The organism is Exiguobacterium sp. s124, assembly GCF_018617485.1.
GTDB lineage: Bacteria > Bacillota > Bacilli > Exiguobacteriales > Exiguobacteriaceae > Exiguobacterium > Exiguobacterium aestuarii.
In genome coordinates, this window is the sequence record NZ_JACSKH010000006.1 from 1 (window position 1) to 18,471 (window position 18,471).

The 18,471-nt window shown below is 48.0% G+C and carries 17 protein-coding genes and 2 tRNA genes; all 19 read right to left on the bottom strand.

Features of this window, described 5'->3' with window-relative positions; all coding sequences use genetic code 11:
- Positions 1 to 364: 364 nt before the first annotated feature.
- The 19 genes from lysS to KNO85_RS14310 all read right to left on the bottom strand — a co-directional run bounded on the left by lysS (position 365) and on the right by KNO85_RS14310 (position 18,450).
- The gene (gene lysS, locus KNO85_RS14220; RefSeq protein ID WP_214791116.1) at positions 365 to 1,855 is read right to left on the bottom strand and encodes a lysine--tRNA ligase; all 1,491 of its coding nucleotides are present in this window, start codon (positions 1,853 to 1,855) and stop codon (positions 365 to 367) included.
- Positions 1,856 to 2,003: 148 nt separating this feature from the next.
- Positions 2,004 to 2,942, bottom strand: coding sequence for a tRNA dihydrouridine synthase DusB (gene dusB / locus KNO85_RS14225; protein WP_243834802.1), 939 nt, complete (start codon positions 2,940 to 2,942; stop codon positions 2,004 to 2,006).
- Positions 2,943 to 3,012: 70 nt separating this feature from the next.
- Entirely contained in the window at positions 3,013 to 3,510 is a 498-nt protein-coding gene (gene folK / locus KNO85_RS14230) for a 2-amino-4-hydroxy-6-hydroxymethyldihydropteridine diphosphokinase (RefSeq protein WP_214791118.1), read from the bottom strand.
- Positions 3,507 to 3,872 (bottom strand): dihydroneopterin aldolase, encoded by a 366-nt coding sequence (gene folB / locus KNO85_RS14235; RefSeq protein WP_214791119.1) that lies wholly within the window; start codon positions 3,870 to 3,872, stop codon positions 3,507 to 3,509. Before folB ends, folK begins: the two co-directional genes overlap by 4 nt.
- A gap of 1 nt (position 3,873) precedes the next feature.
- Complete coding sequence (gene folP / locus KNO85_RS14240) at positions 3,874 to 4,650, bottom strand: dihydropteroate synthase (protein WP_214791121.1); 777 nt, start codon at positions 4,648 to 4,650, stop codon at positions 3,874 to 3,876.
- Positions 4,651 to 4,661: 11 nt separating this feature from the next.
- Positions 4,662 to 5,480, bottom strand: coding sequence for an aminotransferase class IV (locus KNO85_RS14245; RefSeq protein ID WP_214791123.1), 819 nt, complete (start codon positions 5,478 to 5,480; stop codon positions 4,662 to 4,664).
- Positions 5,464 to 6,048, bottom strand: coding sequence for an aminodeoxychorismate/anthranilate synthase component II (gene pabA, locus KNO85_RS14250; RefSeq protein ID WP_214791125.1), 585 nt, complete (start codon positions 6,046 to 6,048; stop codon positions 5,464 to 5,466). Before pabA ends, KNO85_RS14245 begins: the two co-directional genes overlap by 17 nt.
- Positions 6,045 to 7,424 (bottom strand): anthranilate synthase component I family protein, encoded by a 1,380-nt coding sequence (locus KNO85_RS14255; RefSeq protein WP_312846167.1) that lies wholly within the window; start codon positions 7,422 to 7,424, stop codon positions 6,045 to 6,047. Before KNO85_RS14255 ends, pabA begins: the two co-directional genes overlap by 4 nt.
- 94 nt (positions 7,425 to 7,518) lie before the next feature.
- Positions 7,519 to 8,472, bottom strand: coding sequence for a cysteine synthase A (gene cysK, locus KNO85_RS14260; protein WP_214791126.1), 954 nt, complete (start codon positions 8,470 to 8,472; stop codon positions 7,519 to 7,521).
- Between the two features lie 84 nt (positions 8,473 to 8,556).
- On the bottom strand, positions 8,557 to 9,486 hold the full coding sequence (hslO, locus tag KNO85_RS14265) for an Hsp33 family molecular chaperone HslO (protein WP_285800819.1): 930 nt from the start codon (positions 9,484 to 9,486) through the stop codon (positions 8,557 to 8,559).
- Positions 9,487 to 9,505: 19 nt separating this feature from the next.
- The gene (locus tag KNO85_RS14270; RefSeq protein ID WP_214738347.1) at positions 9,506 to 10,270 is read right to left on the bottom strand and encodes a type III pantothenate kinase; all 765 of its coding nucleotides are present in this window, start codon (positions 10,268 to 10,270) and stop codon (positions 9,506 to 9,508) included.
- Between the two features lie 93 nt (positions 10,271 to 10,363).
- Positions 10,364 to 12,388, bottom strand: coding sequence for an ATP-dependent zinc metalloprotease FtsH (ftsH, locus tag KNO85_RS14275; protein WP_214791134.1), 2,025 nt, complete (start codon positions 12,386 to 12,388; stop codon positions 10,364 to 10,366).
- A gap of 105 nt (positions 12,389 to 12,493) precedes the next feature.
- Entirely contained in the window at positions 12,494 to 13,039 is a 546-nt protein-coding gene (gene hpt / locus KNO85_RS14280) for a hypoxanthine phosphoribosyltransferase (protein WP_012727721.1), read from the bottom strand.
- A gap of 35 nt (positions 13,040 to 13,074) precedes the next feature.
- Positions 13,075 to 14,301, bottom strand: coding sequence for a tRNA lysidine(34) synthetase TilS (gene tilS, locus KNO85_RS14285; RefSeq protein ID WP_214791137.1), 1,227 nt, complete (start codon positions 14,299 to 14,301; stop codon positions 13,075 to 13,077).
- 68 nt (positions 14,302 to 14,369) lie between these two features.
- Positions 14,370 to 14,441 (bottom strand) — tRNA-Glu (locus tag KNO85_RS14290).
- Between the two features lie 9 nt (positions 14,442 to 14,450).
- Positions 14,451 to 14,527 (bottom strand) — tRNA-Met (locus KNO85_RS14295).
- A gap of 142 nt (positions 14,528 to 14,669) precedes the next feature.
- Entirely contained in the window at positions 14,670 to 17,282 is a 2,613-nt protein-coding gene (locus KNO85_RS14300; protein ID WP_214791139.1) for a YhgE/Pip domain-containing protein, read from the bottom strand.
- 203 nt (positions 17,283 to 17,485) lie between these two features.
- On the bottom strand, positions 17,486 to 18,001 hold the full coding sequence (locus KNO85_RS14305) for a S1 domain-containing RNA-binding protein (protein WP_214791141.1): 516 nt from the start codon (positions 17,999 to 18,001) through the stop codon (positions 17,486 to 17,488).
- Positions 18,002 to 18,075: 74 nt separating this feature from the next.
- Positions 18,076 to 18,450, bottom strand: a complete 375-nt coding sequence (locus KNO85_RS14310) for an FtsB family cell division protein (protein WP_214791143.1) — start codon at positions 18,448 to 18,450, stop codon at positions 18,076 to 18,078.
- Positions 18,451 to 18,471 lie beyond the last annotated feature (21 nt).

Here is an 18,471-nt window from a genome sequence, read left to right on the forward strand (position 1 = left end):
GAATTTGATATAGCTCTTAAATTGACGAAGCTTGCGCTTCATTCAAAAATTGTAAAACTTATTTTTGCCTCATCGTTCAGTTTTCAAAGTTCGTCTGTCGCTCTTGGCGACTCTTAAAATAATACAAGTCATCGACACAGTTGTCAACCACTTTTTTATTTCTTTCCGCTGCCATCAGCGGCAACGTTTATTACTTTACCGCACACCTTTCATTAACGCAAGGGTTTTTTATAAAGTTTTTTTAAAAAAGTTTTTAAGTGAGAGGGTTCTTCTGTTTTAATGCCTATTCTATAAGGCTTCATATACAAAAAAGAAAAGAGGAGCCAGTTTGCACATACGTACAAACTGGCTCCTCAACGATCATTTATTGTTGGTGACGCATCGTAGGGAAAAGAAGAACGTCGCGAATCGATGGTGCATTCGTCAATAACATGACAAGCCGGTCGATCCCGATTCCAAGTCCACCTGTTGGCGGCATTCCGTACTCAAGCGCCTCAAGGAAGTCGTTATCGAGTTCATGGGCCTCGTCGTTACCTGCTTCTTTTTCAAGCAATTGCGCTTCGAAGCGTTCACGTTGGTCGATTGGATCGTTCAACTCCGTGAATGCATTCGCGTGCTCGCGACGAACGATGAACAATTCAAAACGATCTGTGAAACGCGGATCGGTTTCATTCTTCTTCGCTAACGGCGATACTTCAACCGGGTGTCCCGTAACAAATGTTGGTTGAAGCAATGTTTCTTCAACTTTTTGTTCAAAGAACTCATTGACGATATGACCGAACGTCATATGGTCCTGAACTTCTACGCCATGCTCTTTTGCAAGGGCACGTGCTTCTTCATCTGACATTTGCTGCCAGAAGTCGACACCTGTTTCTTCTTTAACAAGGTCCACCATGTGTGCACGTTTCCATCCGATCCCGAGATGGATTGTATCTTCACCGTATTGGACATCCGTCGTACCGAGTACTTGTTGTGCGACATGAGCCACTAATTCTTCCGTCAAATCCATGATGTCGTTGTAATCTGCATACGCTTCATACAATTCAATCATTGTGAATTCAGGGTTGTGACGTGTCGAGATCCCTTCATTACGGAAGACGCGTCCGATTTCGTATACACGTTCAAGTCCACCAACGATCAAACGTTTTAAGTGAAGTTCAATCGCGATTCGCATGTAGAGTTCCATATCCAACGCATTATGATGCGTCAAGAACGGACGTGCCGCTGCTCCACCCGCAATCGTGTGCAACATCGGTGTTTCCACTTCTAAATATCCTTTTTGGTTCAAAAAGTTACGGATTTCAGAAATGATACGACTACGCAAAATGAATGTCTGACGTGAATCCTGGTTTGTAATCAAATCAAGATAACGTTGGCGATAGCGCTGTTCCACATCTTTCAATCCATGATATTTATCCGGAAGCGGGCGAAGCGCCTTCGTCAAGAGTTCAAACTCTTCCACATGAATCGAGAGTTCACCCACATTTGTTTTAAAGAGTTTCCCTTTGACACCGACGATATCACCGAGGTCTGATGATTTGAACAAGTCAAACGGCTCATCCCCGACATCATTTTTCCGAACGTAAATTTGAATCTGACCCGTCACATCTTGAATGTGGGCAAAGAATACTTTCCCTTTCCCACGCTTCGTCATGATGCGACCCGCTAACGTGACTTCTACGTCCTGTTCTGCCAAAGCCTCTTTTTCAATTGATTCATACTGTTCATGTAATTCACCTGCGTGCGCAGAACGATCAAAGCGTTGACCGAACGGGTCAAGACCGCGCTCGCGCATATCGGTCATCTTCTCAAAACGAACCTGCATTTGATCATTCATTTCTAACTCGTGGCTCACTATTCCATTCACTCCTCTATCCATATTGGGTTTATCCCTAACAAAAAACTGTCGACCCGATGGCCAACAGCACAGCCGAAGCCGTTCATTCGTTGTGGTGCACTTTTTCGCCAAACAAGCTTACCATAAATTAGTTCTTTTCTCTAGTTCACACTTCTGACAGTTGTCGTTCGAGTTGATCAACAAATCCATACAGGACCGCTGCGAAAGCCTCGCGTGATTCCGTTTCATTGATTTGTTTACGAATTGGACCACTGCCTTTCAGTCCTTTCAAATACCAAGCCGCATGTTGACGCATTTCACGAACAGCCGTCAGCTCACCTTTAATTGCGCTCAATCGGTCGAGGTGCAACATGCAAATATCAATTTTTTCACGAGCTGCTGGTTCCGGTGGAAGTTCTCCTGTTTCGAGGTACTGAACCGTCTGATAGAGCATCCACGGGTTCCCAAGTGCAGCGCGCCCAATCATAACGGCATCCACACCGTATTGGTCAATGACACGCTTCGCGTCTTGTGGTGTGGCGATATCACCGTTCCCGATAATCGGTACGGTTGCTACTTTCTTCGCTTCACCAATCCAATCCCAGTTCGCAGTTCCTTCATATTGTTGAGCTCGCGTACGTCCATGAATGGCAATGGCTGCCGCCCCACCTGTCTGAGCCGCTTTGACATTGTCCAAAATAAAGATGTGATCATCGTCCCAACCAAGGCGCATTTTCACCGTGACCGGTTTTTCGACTACATTCGTGACGGCATTGACCATCTCATACACTTTATCCGGATCAAGTAACCACTTCGCACCTGCATCACATTTCGTTACTTTTGGCACAGGACAACCCATGTTGATATCGATAATGTCCGCATTCGTATTTTGATCGACGTATTGCGCCGCTTTGACGAGTGTGTCTTTAGAGCCACCAAAAATCTGCAAGCTGAGCGGTTTCTCTCGTTCATCGACATAGAGCATGCGCATCGTCCGAGCATTCTCTAGTAAAATCCCTTTATCACTAACCATTTCGGCACACACGAGCCCCGCACCAAATTCTTTAGCAATCAATCGGAAAGCCGGATTGGTAACGCCAGCCATCGGTGCCAGGACCGCACGGTTTTTAATATCTATATTTCCAATCTTAAAGCCTGTCAAGACAACACATCCTTCATTTCACCAAATTCGTGAGCAACTGTAACCGAACGACATCTTGGCGGTCTGCCATCGGTAAATCTGCAAGCCACGATGCGACTGTTCGTCCTCGGACGACGAGTTCTGGCGCAATCTCAGCTAACGGAGCGAGTACAAACGCACGTTCCTGCATCCGTGGATGTGGAACCGTCAAGTGTTCTGATTGTATATCTTCCCCATTATAAAAGAGGATGTCAAGGTCGATGGTGCGAGGTCCGTTTTTAAAAAGACGCTCTCGACCTAGTCGTCGTTCAATTTGTTGAAGCGTATCTAACAAGTCGGTTGCGGACTGATGAGTCTCTACTTCAACCACCATATTATAAAATGACGGTTGATCGGTATAACCGACAGGGGCCGTCTCATACACCGAAGATTGCTTTGTGACCGCAACTCCCATTTTCCCCATTTCATCAATCGCGGCAGACAACTGTGAAGCCCGCTCACCAATATTCGCTCCTAGCGCGATATAAATCATGACGTTCGTCTCCTTGTCATCTCGATCGCCACCGAGTCGTAATGTCCTGGGATGGGCGGATCCGGTTTGATGACTTTCACCGTCACGCTTTGAATGAGCTCGTGATGTGCCAACACAGCCGTCGTGATTCGTTCTCCAAGTGTTTCGAGTAAATTGACCGGTTCCCCCGTCACGATTTCTTCTGTGACTTGATATAACCCCGCGTAGCTGACCCCATCCTGTAAATCATCTGACTTCCCAGCAGGGGCAAGGTCCAATTCACACATTAAATCCACGTGAAACCGTTGACCGAGACGGTTCTCCTCTTCAAATACACCATGGTATCCATAAAATCGCATGCCGTTCACAAAAATCTTATCCATGTCAGTTCCCCCTCATCATCGCATCCATCATCTTCGCTGCACGCATATTCTCTTTCACGTCATGGACGCGTACCCACTCGCACCCTTTCATGATGCCTAGACATGTCGTCGCAATCGTCCCTTCAACGCGTTCTTCGGTTGGTAAATCGAGCGTTTGGCCGATAAACGATTTACGAGACGTGCCCAGTAATACCGGATAACCAAGACGCGTGATCACATCGAGGTGATTCATGAGTTCTAGATTTTGCGCCACGTCTTTCGCAAATCCAATTCCTGGGTCTAGCCAAATATCCTCGTCTTTCACGCCCGCTGCGTGAGCAATCGCAATCGATTCCTTCAAATCATTAACCACGTCTTCCATAAAATGATGATAGTCCCGATTTTCTCGGTTATGCATCAAAATAATCGGAGCATGATATTCAGATGCGACACGCGCCATCGACCGATCTCCCCATTTTGAGCCCCACACATCATTAATGATTGCCGCGCCTGCTTGTAATGCCGCTCTCGCCACTGCCGGCTTATATGTGTCAATCGAGATAGGCACATCAATTTCTTGTACTAGTCGTTTGATGATTGGGACGACACGCTCAATTTCTTCTTCCGCAGAAACGAGCACCGCGCCGGGTCGCGTCGATTCACCACCGACATCGATCGCATCCGCACCTTCTCTTACGAGTTGTTTTGCATGGCGCACAGCTTCTTCGATTGCCGTATACCGCCCTCCATCTGAAAACGAGTCCGGTGTCACGTTTAAAATACCCATGATTTTCGTCATGCTTCAGCCTCCTATCCAATTGAACGAACAAGTTCCGCCCACACTTCTTTAAATCGTTCCCCATCTTTACCAGGGTATCGGAGATTTCCGTAATGTGTCACAGGTGCGACTTGTTGAATCGAGTTGGTCATCCAAATCTCTTTCGCGTCGTTTAATTCATCAAATGTCACCGACCGCTCCACTACAGAGAAACAATCAATCAGCCATTGTCGCGTCACCCCAGCGAGGGCCCCGCTCGAAAGGGGTGTCGTATACAACACATTATCAGACCCGATCCAAAAGATATTCGACACGAGCCCTTCCACAACGCAGCCTTGTTCATCCGCAAATAACCCTTCCGCATCCGGGTCTTGTAAAGCCCGCTTCCCGAGGATATTGTTCATGTAGTGATGCGACTTTAAGCGAAATGCTGCTTCAGGACGACTTCTTGGGAAAGGGATTGGTTCGACTCGCTTCTCCTGTGGCACAACTTCTGAGGAGAGCGGTTTGGCAATCAACGTGACGTTCGGGGTTTCATAACGCCCGGCATACAGACCGAGCGGCGCGACTCCTGCCGATACATTCAATCGGATATACAAGTCAGGAGATTCATTTTGACGGCACAAGTGCTGAATCGCCATCTCGATTTCCTTTTTCGTGTAGGGGAAATCAATCCACAACTCGTCTAGACTTCTCATCAATCGTTCCCAATGTGCATCGAACAAGAACGGGATGGCATGATACGTTCGAAACGTCTCGAACAAACCCATCCCATATAAGAATCCGTGATCCTCGACCGAAATGTTCACGTTATCCCGTTCCGTCAGCTGCCCGTTATGCCAATACCACATGACGGTACTCCTCGATAAAGTTTCGAATCATCTCTTTTCCATGCTCTGTCAAAATCGCCTCAGGATGATACTGCACCCCTTCAATCGGGAGCGTCTTATGTCGAAGCGCCATGATTTCCTTCGTTTCTGTCTCCGCCGTGACCACCAAACACTCAGGTAATGTAGAACGTTCCACGGACAACGAATGATAACGGGTCACGATTGTCTGTTGAGGAATATCTTTGAAAATCGATTTCCCGTCGTGTTGAATCTTCGATGTTTTTCCATGCATAAGCCGCTCCGCATGGACGACTTCTCCTCCGAACGCTTGTGCAATCGCTTGATGACCGAGGCAAACACCTAAAATCGGAATACGACCTGCGAACGCTTGAATCGCTTCGACGCTAATGCCCGCCTCGTTCGGTGTACAAGGTCCCGGCGAAATGACAAGGTAACTCGGCGACAATCCTTCAATGTCTTGAATCGTCACTTCATCGTTTCGATAAACGACTAGTTCTTCGCCGAGCTCCCCAAAATACTGCACTAAGTTGTATGTGAATGAGTCGTAGTTGTCGATGAGTACAATCATGTTGTTTCCTCCGTCATTTGCTTCGCCGCCCATAGCGCCTTCGCTTTGGACAGGGATTCTTCATATTCCGAGACTGGGTCCGAATCGATGACGATACCAGCTCCAGCTTGGACGTATGCAACGCCATCTTTCACGACCATCGTTCGAATGGTGATGTTGAAGACGAGATCATCGTCCCAACTTAACCAACCATATGACCCTGTGTATAATCCTCGGCGAACCGGTTCAAGTTCTTCGATGATTTCCATCGTTCGAATTTTCGGTGCACCAGTGATTGTACCACCAGGGAACATCGCCGCGAGCGCATCCGCTCCTGACACATCATCACGAATGGTTCCTCGCACATTCGAAACGATATGTTGTACGTGTGAATACTTTTCAATCACCATCAATTCATCCACATGAACACTACCGTACGCCGCGACTTTACCGAGATCGTTGCGTTCCAAGTCGACGAGCATGACGTGTTCTGCTCGTTCCTTTTCATTTTCAAGGAGTGTGTTCGCCAATTGTAAGTCTTCGACATCGTCTTTTCCACGTGGACGCGTACCCGCGATCGGGCGCGTTGAAATGTCAGATCCGTGCTTCTCAAGCAATAGTTCCGGTGAAGCGGAGACCATTGTCAATGCATCGTCTACAAGATACCCCATATACGGAGATGGATTCATTTGACGGAGCGTATCGTATACACGACGTGGGTCGGCGCGTAACGGTTCGGATTGGCGAACGCTCAGGTTCACTTGGAACACGTCACCTTCCACGATATAAGACTGAATTCGTTTGACCGCCTCGACAAATTCGTCCTGAGACATCGAGCGCGATCGCTCGACAGAGAATTGTTCCGTCGGTTTGAATGCGTAGTGTGATTCGACATTCCACATGGCTGCCAATCGATCGGCCTTACGTTCGGCATCGCCTTCTGCTGTGACCATCAAGTAAAGAGTCGAACTTTCTTCGTCGAACACAGCCACTTCGTCAAACAAAAGGAAAGAAACGTCCGGCGTCGATAAATCATCTTCTGCCTGTTCAGGGAGCCGCTCAATCGTCCGGGCTACATCATAACTGACATAGCCGATCATGCCACCGAAAAACGGGGGCGCTCCTTCCGGTCGTTCGGCCTCGAACCGTTGCCGCACTTCACTGACCAAATCGAGCGGCTTTCCATACAACGTTTCAGTCGTTTCTCCTACCTGTAGGAGACCGACACCATCTTTTACATGGAAGCGACCGAACGGTTCGATTCCCGCAATCGTATATCGTCCTGCCCTCCCACTTTCTAGCCATGCATGGTACGGCTGGTCTGCTGTCAACGTCATGTATGCCTCATACATCTTTTCTTTTGTCATCCGCTTCGTTCTGAACGCTGTCGATCTCACTTGTCATTCCTCCGTCTATTCATTCATGCCTTTTATTGTACACAAGAAAAGGCAGCAACCGAAAGAGAATGTCTCTCGATTACTGCCTGAAATGTTATACGCGACTCTCGTTTGATTCTTCATCAAATTGATAGAGTGGTGTGCTCAAATAGCGTTCGCCATTTGACGGGATAATCGCTAAAACGTTTTTCCCTTTGCCGAGGCGCTTCGCCGTATCAAGCGCCGCTGCAATCGCAGCCCCTGAAGAAATCCCACCGAGGACACCGTTCGTGCGCGCCGCTTGGCGAGCGTATTCAAACGCCTGATCTGTCGTGATTTGAAGGACACCCTCATAGATTTCAGTATCAAGAATAGATGGGACGAATCCAGCACCGATGCCTTGAATCTTATGAGGTCCTGGTTTCCCACCAGACAAAACTGGTGAATCAACCGGTTCAACCGCCAAAATTTTCACGTCTGGATATTTCGCCTTCACAACTTTACCGGCACCAGTGATTGTACCACCTGTACCAACGCCTGCGATGAGAGCATCCACTGAAAGTCCTGATTCCTCAAACGCCTCTACAATCTCAGGTCCCGTCGTCATTTCATGCACGTTCGGGTTCGCTGCGTTGTTGAATTGTTGTGGAAGGAAGTAACCATTTTGTTCGGCTTCTTCAGTAGCACGACGAATGGCTCCACCCATCCCTTCAGATCCCGGTGTCAAGATCAGCTCGGCACCATATCCACGAAGAAGGTTGCGACGCTCCATGCTCATCGTCTCAGGCATAACGAGAATGGCTTTATACCCTTTCGCGGCACTGACCATAGCTAAACCAATTCCTGTGTTTCCGCTTGTTGGTTCGATGAGTGTATCACCAGGTTTTAAGATTCCGTCTTTTTCAGCGGCTTCGATCATCGCGAGGGCGATCCGGTCCTTGACGCTTGACCCTGGGTTCATATATTCAAGCTTTAGATACACATCGGCATCTTCTGGTCCAGTCATTCCATTCAACTTCACAATCGGGGTCTTTCCAATCAAGTCTGTCACTGAGTTTACGATTCGCATTACATTTCCTCCTTCATAATTCCGACTATTCCGATATTGTTATCATACCCTATCGAATTGAAAATATGCAATTTGGAACGTTGCTTACGATTGTGCCTGTTCTTTCATTGTTTCTAACTGCTCAGCTGAGAAATGATACTTTTCACCACAGAAATGGCAAACCGCTTCAGCTCCGCCGTCTTCTTCGATCATTTGGCGAATCTCTTCTTTGCCGAGACCGACGATTGCGCTTTCCATTCGTTCACGGCTGCATGTGCAGTTGAACTGAATCGGATTCGTGTCGAGCACATCAAGGCTATCGCCGAGGAGTAATTGAAGCATTTCTTCTGGCGTTTTTTCTTCACCAATTAATACAGATACCGGTGGGAACGTTTGAAGTGCTTTTTCGAGCGCTTGTACCGTTTCTTCAGAAGCGTTCGGCAGCAATTGAACGATGACTCCACCTGCCGCAAGAATCGATTCATCTTCTGGTAAGACGAGAACACCTGCTCCAACGACTGATGGTACTTGTTCAGACGTTGCGAAGTAGTACGTGAAGTCTTCACTGATTTCACCTGTTTGAATCTCTGAAGAACCGCCGACGTAGTCTTTTAACCCTAAGTCTTTAATGACCGAGACCGTTCCTTTACCGACCGCATCGCCGACTTTCAGCTTCGTCAGTCCTTGCTCGTTGACGAACGTCCCGCCATCGACACGAGGATAAGATACGTATCCACGGACATCTCCTGCTGTATCTGCGTCTACGATGATTTTCCCGATTGGACCATCACCTTCAACTTTAAGCGTGACGCGCGCTGCACCTTTTTGCATCGCTCCGATCATCGAACCGATTGTCATCGTCCGTCCAAGAGCTGCTGAGGCAACCGGTGTCGTCTGATGACGAAGTTGTGTTTCGTACACTGTCTTTGTCGTACGTGCTGCAAATGCGCGCACTTCTCCATTAAAGCCGAGGGCTCGAACGAGATAATCGTCTTTCATTTGATCGAGTAATACTTGTTGTTCTGAATGAATCATATGAGTTAACTCCTTTAGTTTACTTTTGATTGCGCTCGTAAATGAGGCGGAGGCCTTCGAGTGTCAGGAACGAATCTACATGGTCAATCGTTTCTGCATGTTCACTGATCAATCGTGCCAATCCTCCAGTCGCAATGACGGTCGCTTCACCAACTTCACGCTTCATGCGATTCACGATGCCATCCACTTGGGCCACATATCCATAATATGTTCCCGACTGCATCGCTTGAATCGTATTTTTCCCGATAACCGTTGGCGGGGTTGCCAGTTCAATCCGTGGTAATTTCGCAGCACGCTGATAGAGGGCTTCCACTGAAATCATGATACCCGGTGAGATGATGCCGCCGTGGTAGCGACGCTTCTCATCGATGTAACAATACGTCGTTGCCGTTCCAAAATCAACAATTATGAGCGGACCGTCATACTTGGCGATTCCGGCAACCGCGTTGACAATGCGGTCGGCCCCGACTTCACGTGGGTTCTCGACGTGAATGTCTAACCCCGTCTTCACACCTGGACCCACAACGATTGGACGTACATTGAAGTATCGTTGTGACATTTGTTCAAGTGGGAAAATAACAGGAGGTACGACAGAAGACAAGATGACACCTTCGACTTGATCGAATGAGACGTTCGAATGATCAAACAGCGACTTCACTAGCATGCCATATTCATCAGTCGTTTTCGTCCGATCCGTAGAGATTCGCCAATGGTGCACGAGGTTGTCACCATCGTACATCCCGAGAACAATATTTGTATTTCCAACATCAATCACTAAAATCATGATATAGTTCCTCACTTTGTTGTCAATTGCAGTTCGCTCGAATTATAACACGAAAAAAGACGAATGCCTCGTCAAGGGCATTCGTCTCATTCATTAACGTGATTCGTTATTCGGACGTTCCGTTGGAGTCGCCTCTGGCTTATCGCCTTCAGGTACAACATCCGGTTGGCTGTCTTGAACAACTTCAGGTTGATCGACGACTTGTCCGTGTTGAACGGCCGCGTCATCTTTCTTCGCTGCGTCATCCGAGTCCGTTGATGCATCCACGTCTTCTTCCGGCTCATGCGGGAGATATTCGCGTGTCTTAATCAAGTGACGAATCTGTTTCGAGTCAAGCGTTTCGACATCAAGTAATGTCTTCGCAACGAGCTCGAGGTCTTCGCGACGTTCCGTCAAGATCTGCTTCGCTTTCGCATAGCAGCGGTTGATGATTTCGCGAATCTCTAAATCAATCTCTTGGGCGATCGCATCCGAGTAGTTTTGCTCCGTCTGGAAATCGCGACCAAGGAATACTTGTCCACCATGGTTTGAACCGAGCTGGAGTGGTCCGAGCTTATCGCTCATCCCGTAATCCATGACCATCTTACGTGCAATACCTGTCGCACGCTGGAAGTCGTTGCTCGCTCCTGTCGACACTTCACCAAAGATGACATCTTCGGCGACACGTCCACCAAGAAGGCCGACAATCTTGTCTTCGAGTTCAGGTTTTGTCATGAAGTAACGATCTTCTTTTGGAAGCATGACGACGTATCCTCCTGCGTTACCGCGTGGGACAATCGTCACTTTGTGTACTTCATCCGCATTCTCGAGCTCGAGACCGATGATCGTGTGACCCGCTTCGTGATAAGCGACAATGTTACGTTCTTTTTCAGAAATGATTCGGCTCTTCTTCGAAGGTCCTGCAATGACACGGTCAATTGCTTCTTCGACATCGACAACCGAGACTGCCGTACGGTTTGAACGTGCCGCAACGAGTGCCGCTTCGTTCAAGAGGTTTTCCAAGTCAGCCCCAGAGAAACCTGGTGTACGTTGTGCGATCGACTTCAAGTCTACAGTTGAATCAAGTGGTTTGTTGCGTGCATGAACTTTCAACACTTCTTCGCGTCCTTTTACATCCGGACGGTCGACCGTGATTTGACGGTCAAAACGACCTGGGCGAAGGAGGGCTGGATCAAGGATATCCGGACGGTTTGTCGCCGCAACCATGATAATCCCTTCGTTGTCACTGAATCCATCCATCTCAACGAGCAATTGGTTCAATGTTTGCTCACGTTCATCGTGACCACCGCCGAGACCGGCACCACGTTGGCGTCCGACCGCATCGATTTCATCGATGAAGATGATACATGGAGCATTCTTTTTCGCGTTTTCGAACAAGTCACGGACACGTGACGCCCCGACCCCGACGAACATCTCAACGAAGTCCGAACCTGAGATCGAGAAGAATGGTACTCCGGCTTCCCCGGCTACTGCACGGGCCAAAAGTGTTTTACCTGTCCCTGGAGGACCAACGAGCAAGACTCCTTTTGGAATACGCGCACCGAGTTTCGAGAACTTACGAGGATCTTTCAAGAATTCAACGACTTCGATGAGTTCTTGTTTCTCTTCGTCTGCTCCGGCCACATCTTGGAATGTGACACGACGTTTTTCTTGGTCGTATAGTTTCGCCTTCGATTTCCCGAAGTTCATCACACGACCACCGCCACCGCCACCTTGCGCCTGGTTCAACAAGAAGAAGAACAAGATGAAGATGATAATGAACGGTAGAATCGCGAAGACGATGCTGAACCAGCTACTGTTCGATTCAGCCTCTTCGATTTGAATATCCGTATTCGCTCGAAGCTGCGTCAATACATCCGCATATTCAGCTTCATTCGCTGGAATGTTTGTTTCGTAACGCTGGTCGTCATCTCCCGTAAGATCGCCTGTAATCGAGATAGCCCCCGGGATTTCTTGTACGGTTGCCGTCTCAATCCGATCATCTTCCACATATTCTAGGAATTTCGAATACGAGAGCGTTTCACTCTGACTATTCGGATTCTGCAAATATTGAAGGAACAAGATCAAGGCTAGGAAAATCACACCAAAAACCAATGTGTTTTTCACTGCACGATTCATTCTCTGCCTCCTATTCCGAGAAACGATGTTCTCGCCCATTCAGTATATGCCTATACTTTGGGGATTTCTTTTATCTTACCACGACACATTTTCAAAAGAAAAACGTTAGCCCCCGTAAACGCTCGGTTTGAGCACACCGACGTAAGGAAGGTTACGATATTTCTCTTCATAATCTAAACCGTAGCCGACAACGAATTCGTGTGGAATCACGAAACCGCTATAGTCTGCTGATAAACCATTTTTACGTCCTGTCGGTTTGTCGAGAAGCGTGACAATCTTCACAGATTTCGCTTTACGGTATTTGAGAAGATCGACGAGATAGCCAAGCGTCAATCCACTATCAATAATATCTTCTACAATCAAGATGTCGCGTCCTTCTACAGATGTATTTAAATCTTTTTCGATTTTCACTTCACCTGTTGAAGAAGTACCTCCGTGATACGTCGATACGTCCATGAAATCCATTTCTAAATGGATATCCATTTCTTTGACGAGATCAGACATGAACGGCATTGCGCCTTTCAATACACATACGAGAAGCGGAAACTCTTCTTTATAGTCTTCGCTAAGTGTTCCAGCGAGTTCTTTCACCTTTTCTTGAATCTCTTCACGCGAGATTAAAATTTTCTCCATATCGTTCATTAATGACATCTTGAAATCCTCCTCTTTCTGTTTCGACACAATCATCATTTTACCATTAATCGTAGGCAAATCGCATCCGACTTGTCTAGAAATTCTGAAACTCTTACCCCGACAATCGCGAGAATTCGTCCTGACGCGTCTTCAAGTAGGGGCAACGTCGGGCGAACCATCCGCTCAATCTTTTCGTCGATTAAGATGCGGGCTACTTTTTTTGTCCCTACGGCCAATCGCATCCGATCACCTGGTGCGATCGACCGAATCACAAGGGGATAGGTGATCTCGTGTAACGGAATGCCTTCCCTTCCCTCTTCGACGGATAAAGAGATTGTCCGTCCTCCAAATTGAACCACGGTCGGCAACGAATCAATCTGAACGGGATGAAGTGAGTCTGGCACAGAACGCTGTACAAGGTTAAGTACCCCATTCCGCTTCGTCATGAACCACTCTCCTGTCAGGTGATAGGTTCCGGTATCCTTCTGACTCTGAAGTAGCTTCTCCATCGCCTCGCTAACATTCAACTCGTAACGAGAGGATAATAATCGACCGACCGTATATCGTTCCAGACATGGTAAACGCCCAAAATCCTCGAGTTTCACATGAAACGCTTTCATTTCGAGGGCCACGTATGCTTCAATCCATTGCTCACACGACTCATAACGCGCATCCCAATCAGCACGGGCCTGTTTCGCCACTTTGCTGACCTCTTCCACAATCGACGGCCACATCTGCTTCAGGCGCGGCACAATCTCATGACGGATCCGATTCCTTAAGTAGGTGCGTTCTTGATTCGTAGCGTCTTCTCGCCAATCCAGACCATTTTGTTGTGCATACTCAATCAGTTGAGCTTTCGACTCTTGTAACAACGGACGGATGAGTGTGCCGTTACCAAATTGTCGAGTCTCGGGAATACCTTTCACTTCGATCACGTTTCGATGTAGTTGAATGAGCACCGTTTCCAACTCGTCATCTGCATGGTGTGCTGTGGCTAACGTATCATATCCGTATTTGTTCATGATATCTTCGAAAAATCGATAGCGAGCTTCCCGATACCGTGCTTGTGACCCGCCCTCTTGAAAATGGAGACGCGTCCCATGGAACGGAACATGGTAGGTTTCCGCGACACGGGTGACAAATGTGTACTCTTCGTCCGACGCTTCACGTAAGCCGTGATGTACATGTGCCACCGCGACATCCCATCCCCGCTTGACGAGACGATCTAGCAAGACGATGGAATCCACCCCACCAGACACTGCGACGAGCACTTTTTTCATGAATTCCCTCCTTGATATAACAAAAGAAGCCATCTCGTTTGAGATGGCTTCTTTTCGCTTAGGCTAAGTGACCCGTACGGGATTCGAACCCGTGTTACCGCCGTGAAAGGGCGGTGTCTTAACCGCTTGACCAACGGGCCTAAATAAAATGGTAGCGGCGGAGGGAGTCGAACCCACGACCTCACGGGTATGAACCGTACGCTCTAGCCAGCTGAGCTACACCGCCATGTTATTGTTGTGTCCTAAGCACATTTTCTATAATAACCAGTCACCATTCGAGTGTCAATTCTTTTTTGAAATTTTTTTAATAAAAAAATCGTGCATAGTGTCGTCTTCATCACTATACACGATTTCATTACGTTTTTACATCATGCTTCTGATGCAACTTGGCGATATTTTTTCTTCCATGCGATTCGGAAGTACGCCCACAGTAACGCGAAGCATCCAGCAGCCACAAACGCTAAATACATTGTCGCTGTCTGCAAGTATTGCGCACCGTCTGCCGACAAGATTTCTTTATATCCAGCAACTGTATACGTCATTGGAAGAAGCGCATTGAACGGTTGTAACGCGCGTGGAATCAATTCGAGCGGGAACGTTCCAGCAGAAGTCGTCAATTGCAAAATCAACAAGACGATTGCGACGAAACGTCCTGGGTTCCCGAGTGTCGTCACGAGTAACTGTACGATAAAGAGGAAAGTAATACTCGTCAACCAACTGAATCCGAAGAATTTCAACGGTTCGCTCACTTCAAGCCCTAATAGTTGTACCATTGCCACATCCAAAATTAACGCTTGAAGGAATCCGACAACCATGAGCACACCAGACTTCGATAATACCCATGATAGACTACGTTTCGGACGGCCCGCCGGATCGTACAATGGATAGACAATTGATAAGAGGAGAGCCCCTACGAAAAGTCCGAGTGACATGAAGTATGGAGCGAATCCAGTACCGTAGTTCGGCACCTCATGAATCGAGTTGTCGACGAGCGACACCGGACCAGCCATCATCTCGACATTGTCATCTGTCAATCCGATGTCTGCATCTTTCGCACCTTTTACTAAAGCGTCACGAAGTTCATCGCTACCTGATGCGAGATCTTTCATTCCGTCCGCGAGCTCTCCACTACCATCTGAAAGCTCTTGTCCACCGTCCGCGAGCTGATTTGCACCATCCGTCAACTTGCTTGTTCCGGCTCCGGCACTCTTCGCACCATCGGCAAGTTCACGACTCCCGGTTTGAAGTTTCTGTCCACCGTCCGCTAATTGAGTAGCACCACTCGCTAACTCACTTGTTCCAGAGCTCGCACTCTTTGCACCATCAGCAAGCTTCACACTTCCTTCAGAAAGCTGTCCGGTAGCGGCTACGAGTTTGTCACTCCCTGTTGCAAGTTCGGTTGTCCCCACTTGAAGCTGTGTCGCACCTTGATTGAGTTGCGAACTAGCTGAGACGAGTTCCTGTGAGCGGTCGGCTGCCGTTTGCGTCCCTTGCTCGATTTGACTAGAGCCACTCGCTAACGCTCGAGCCCCTTCCGCCAACTTCGTCTGCCCCGTATTCAATTCAGAAAGTCCTGACGAAAGCTTTCCTGCACCTGCTTCTGCTTGCGAAAGACCTGAAGCTAAAGAAGTTTGTCCATCTTTCACTTGTGTCGCACCAGCAGCTAATTGATCAAATCCAGCCGCTGTTGCTTGTTTACCTTCGCTTAATTGCGCAGCGATGGCCTGAAGCATCTCAGGTGACGCGGATTGACCAGATTCGGCGAGCGCCGTCAATTGTCCAATCAACTCATCTTGTTTCGTCGTCAACTCGGATTTCATTTGTCCGATTCCGTTAATCACTTCGGTTTGACCCGCGACAAGCGCCGCATTCCCATCTTTTGCTTTCGTCAAGGCACCCGCCAGTTGGTTTGCACCGTCAGTTAAGGCAGACGCCCCTTCACTTGAGCGCTCGATGCCTGCAGCGAGGTCTTGAACACCTTGATTCAATGTTTTCGCACCTGTGTGCAATTCATCCAATTTGGACGCGAACGTTCCTGTCCCTTCGACAAGTTGGCTTGTTCCGTCTTGTAAGGCAGATGCGCCGTCATTCACGCGATGCACCCCATCCGACAACTCGGATGACCCGTTATATACTTGCTGACTCCCGTCTGCAAGTGCCGATGAACCTTCTGCCAACTGAGTCACACCGTCATTCAACTGAACTGCCCCGTTCGCGAGTTCTCGCTGTTTCGAGGCGAGGAGTTTTGTTCCGTCCGCAAGCTCAGATGAGCCATCCGCCAACTGGGTTATCCCCTCATTTAACTGGACTGCCCCATCTGCGAGTTCGCGTTGCTTCGAGGCGAGCAGTTCTGTTCCATCTGCCAATTTGACGGCACCGTCTTTCGCTGAAGTTGAGCCGTCTGCAAGTTTCGTAGCACCGTCTGCAGCCTCACCGAGTCCATCTGCCACGTCGTTCAGCCCATCTTTCAACGCGCTGACATACTGCTTCGACACCTCGGTCGACAGTTCGGCTTTCACTTGTTCCATTGCGGAACCACCGATTTGTGCGGCTAAGAAGTTATACGATTCATTCGCGATATACTTCAATTCAAGCTGCTCTGGATTTTCATCTAGCGCAGTCGTCGCCTTCTCTGAGAAGTCTTTCGGAATCTCAATTGCCATGTAGTAGTCATGATCTTTCAATCCGGACTCCGCTTCTTTCTTTGTCGTCTCGACAAATTCGAACGCCTCCGAATCTAGTAACTTGTCAATCAAATCTTCCCCGATTGCAAGTGACTCCCCTTCAAAGGTTGCCCCTTTGTCTTCATTGACGATGGCGACCGGTAAGTCTTTCATCTGTCCATACGGATCCCAGAAAGCCCACAAGAACATACCGGCATACATTAACGGTACGAGTGCGACTGCGAGAATCGGAACCAACACACGTGGGTTCTTAAAGATACTCCGCCACTCCGCCGTCCATAGTTTCCATCCATTCATTTTTCTCTCCACCTTCACTTATAAAACATAACTATTTTTTTCATGTTCCCTATTTTGCTCTCTTCCTTTAAAAAAATCAACTATATTTAGTTATTTTTTATAAATTTTTTAAAACAAAAAAAAGCCGCGAACAAAAATGTTCACGACTTGTCTTGTTACAAGACCTATATGGTTACGAGTAGAAGCTAATTGGTATCGAAGGATTACCCGCGTTTGGCTCCACGTCCACCGCGTTTCGAATCTGTTTGACGTTTCAACGTCGAAAGACGCTCATCACTATCTTTCAAGAATTTGCTCATCAACGTATCGAATGTTTCTGGTTCACGACGTTGTTCACCACGACGAGCGCCGCCACGTGGGCCGCCACCGCGTGGACCGCCACCACCGCGCGGACCGCCTTGACCTGGGCCACCTGGACGTGGGCCACGAGAGAAACGCTCACCGGCTGGACGCTCTGGACGTTCAGGGCGTTCACTTACAGGACGATCGACTGCTTTCTTGATGGATAACCCGATTTTCCCATCATTTTCGACGTTCAACACTTTTACCGTGACTTCTTGACCGACTGTCAACACTTCGTTAATGTCTTTGACGTAAGAGTCTGCCACTTCACTGATGTGTACTAATCCTGTCTTGCCGTTTGGGAGCTCGACGAACGCTCCGAAATGCGTAATCCCTGTAACCTTACCTTGTACCTTGCTTCCTACTTCAATTGACATAAAATAATGTACTCCTTTTTTGATTGATTCTTTTCAATTATACGAGTCGTTTCCTCAACGGTCAACGAACCGACTTATTCCTCAGGGGAGAAGTAGAAAATAATCTCGCCATCTTTGGAGAAGAGGAGCTCATTTCGCGCTAAGTTCGCGATATAATCCTCATCCTGCAAACGTTCCACTTGTTCCTTCAACTCATCTTGCTCAGCTTTCTGTTCGCTTAACTCCACTTTCGCTTGCGCATAAGCTTGTTGTTGGTCCGATACATAGCCTACCTTTGAAAAGTAACTTTGTCCAATCAATACCATGACAAATAAAAATAGGAGTGAGGCTGCCGCCAAACGACGTCGAAGATGAACTCTTCGGCGATGTGTGTCTTTTTCCAGCTGTTCTCTACGCTCATCTAGCGCTCGAATGCGCCGTTGTCGATCCATCGGGTTACGTCCGTTCATCGCCTCATCCCCCTCCTCTTA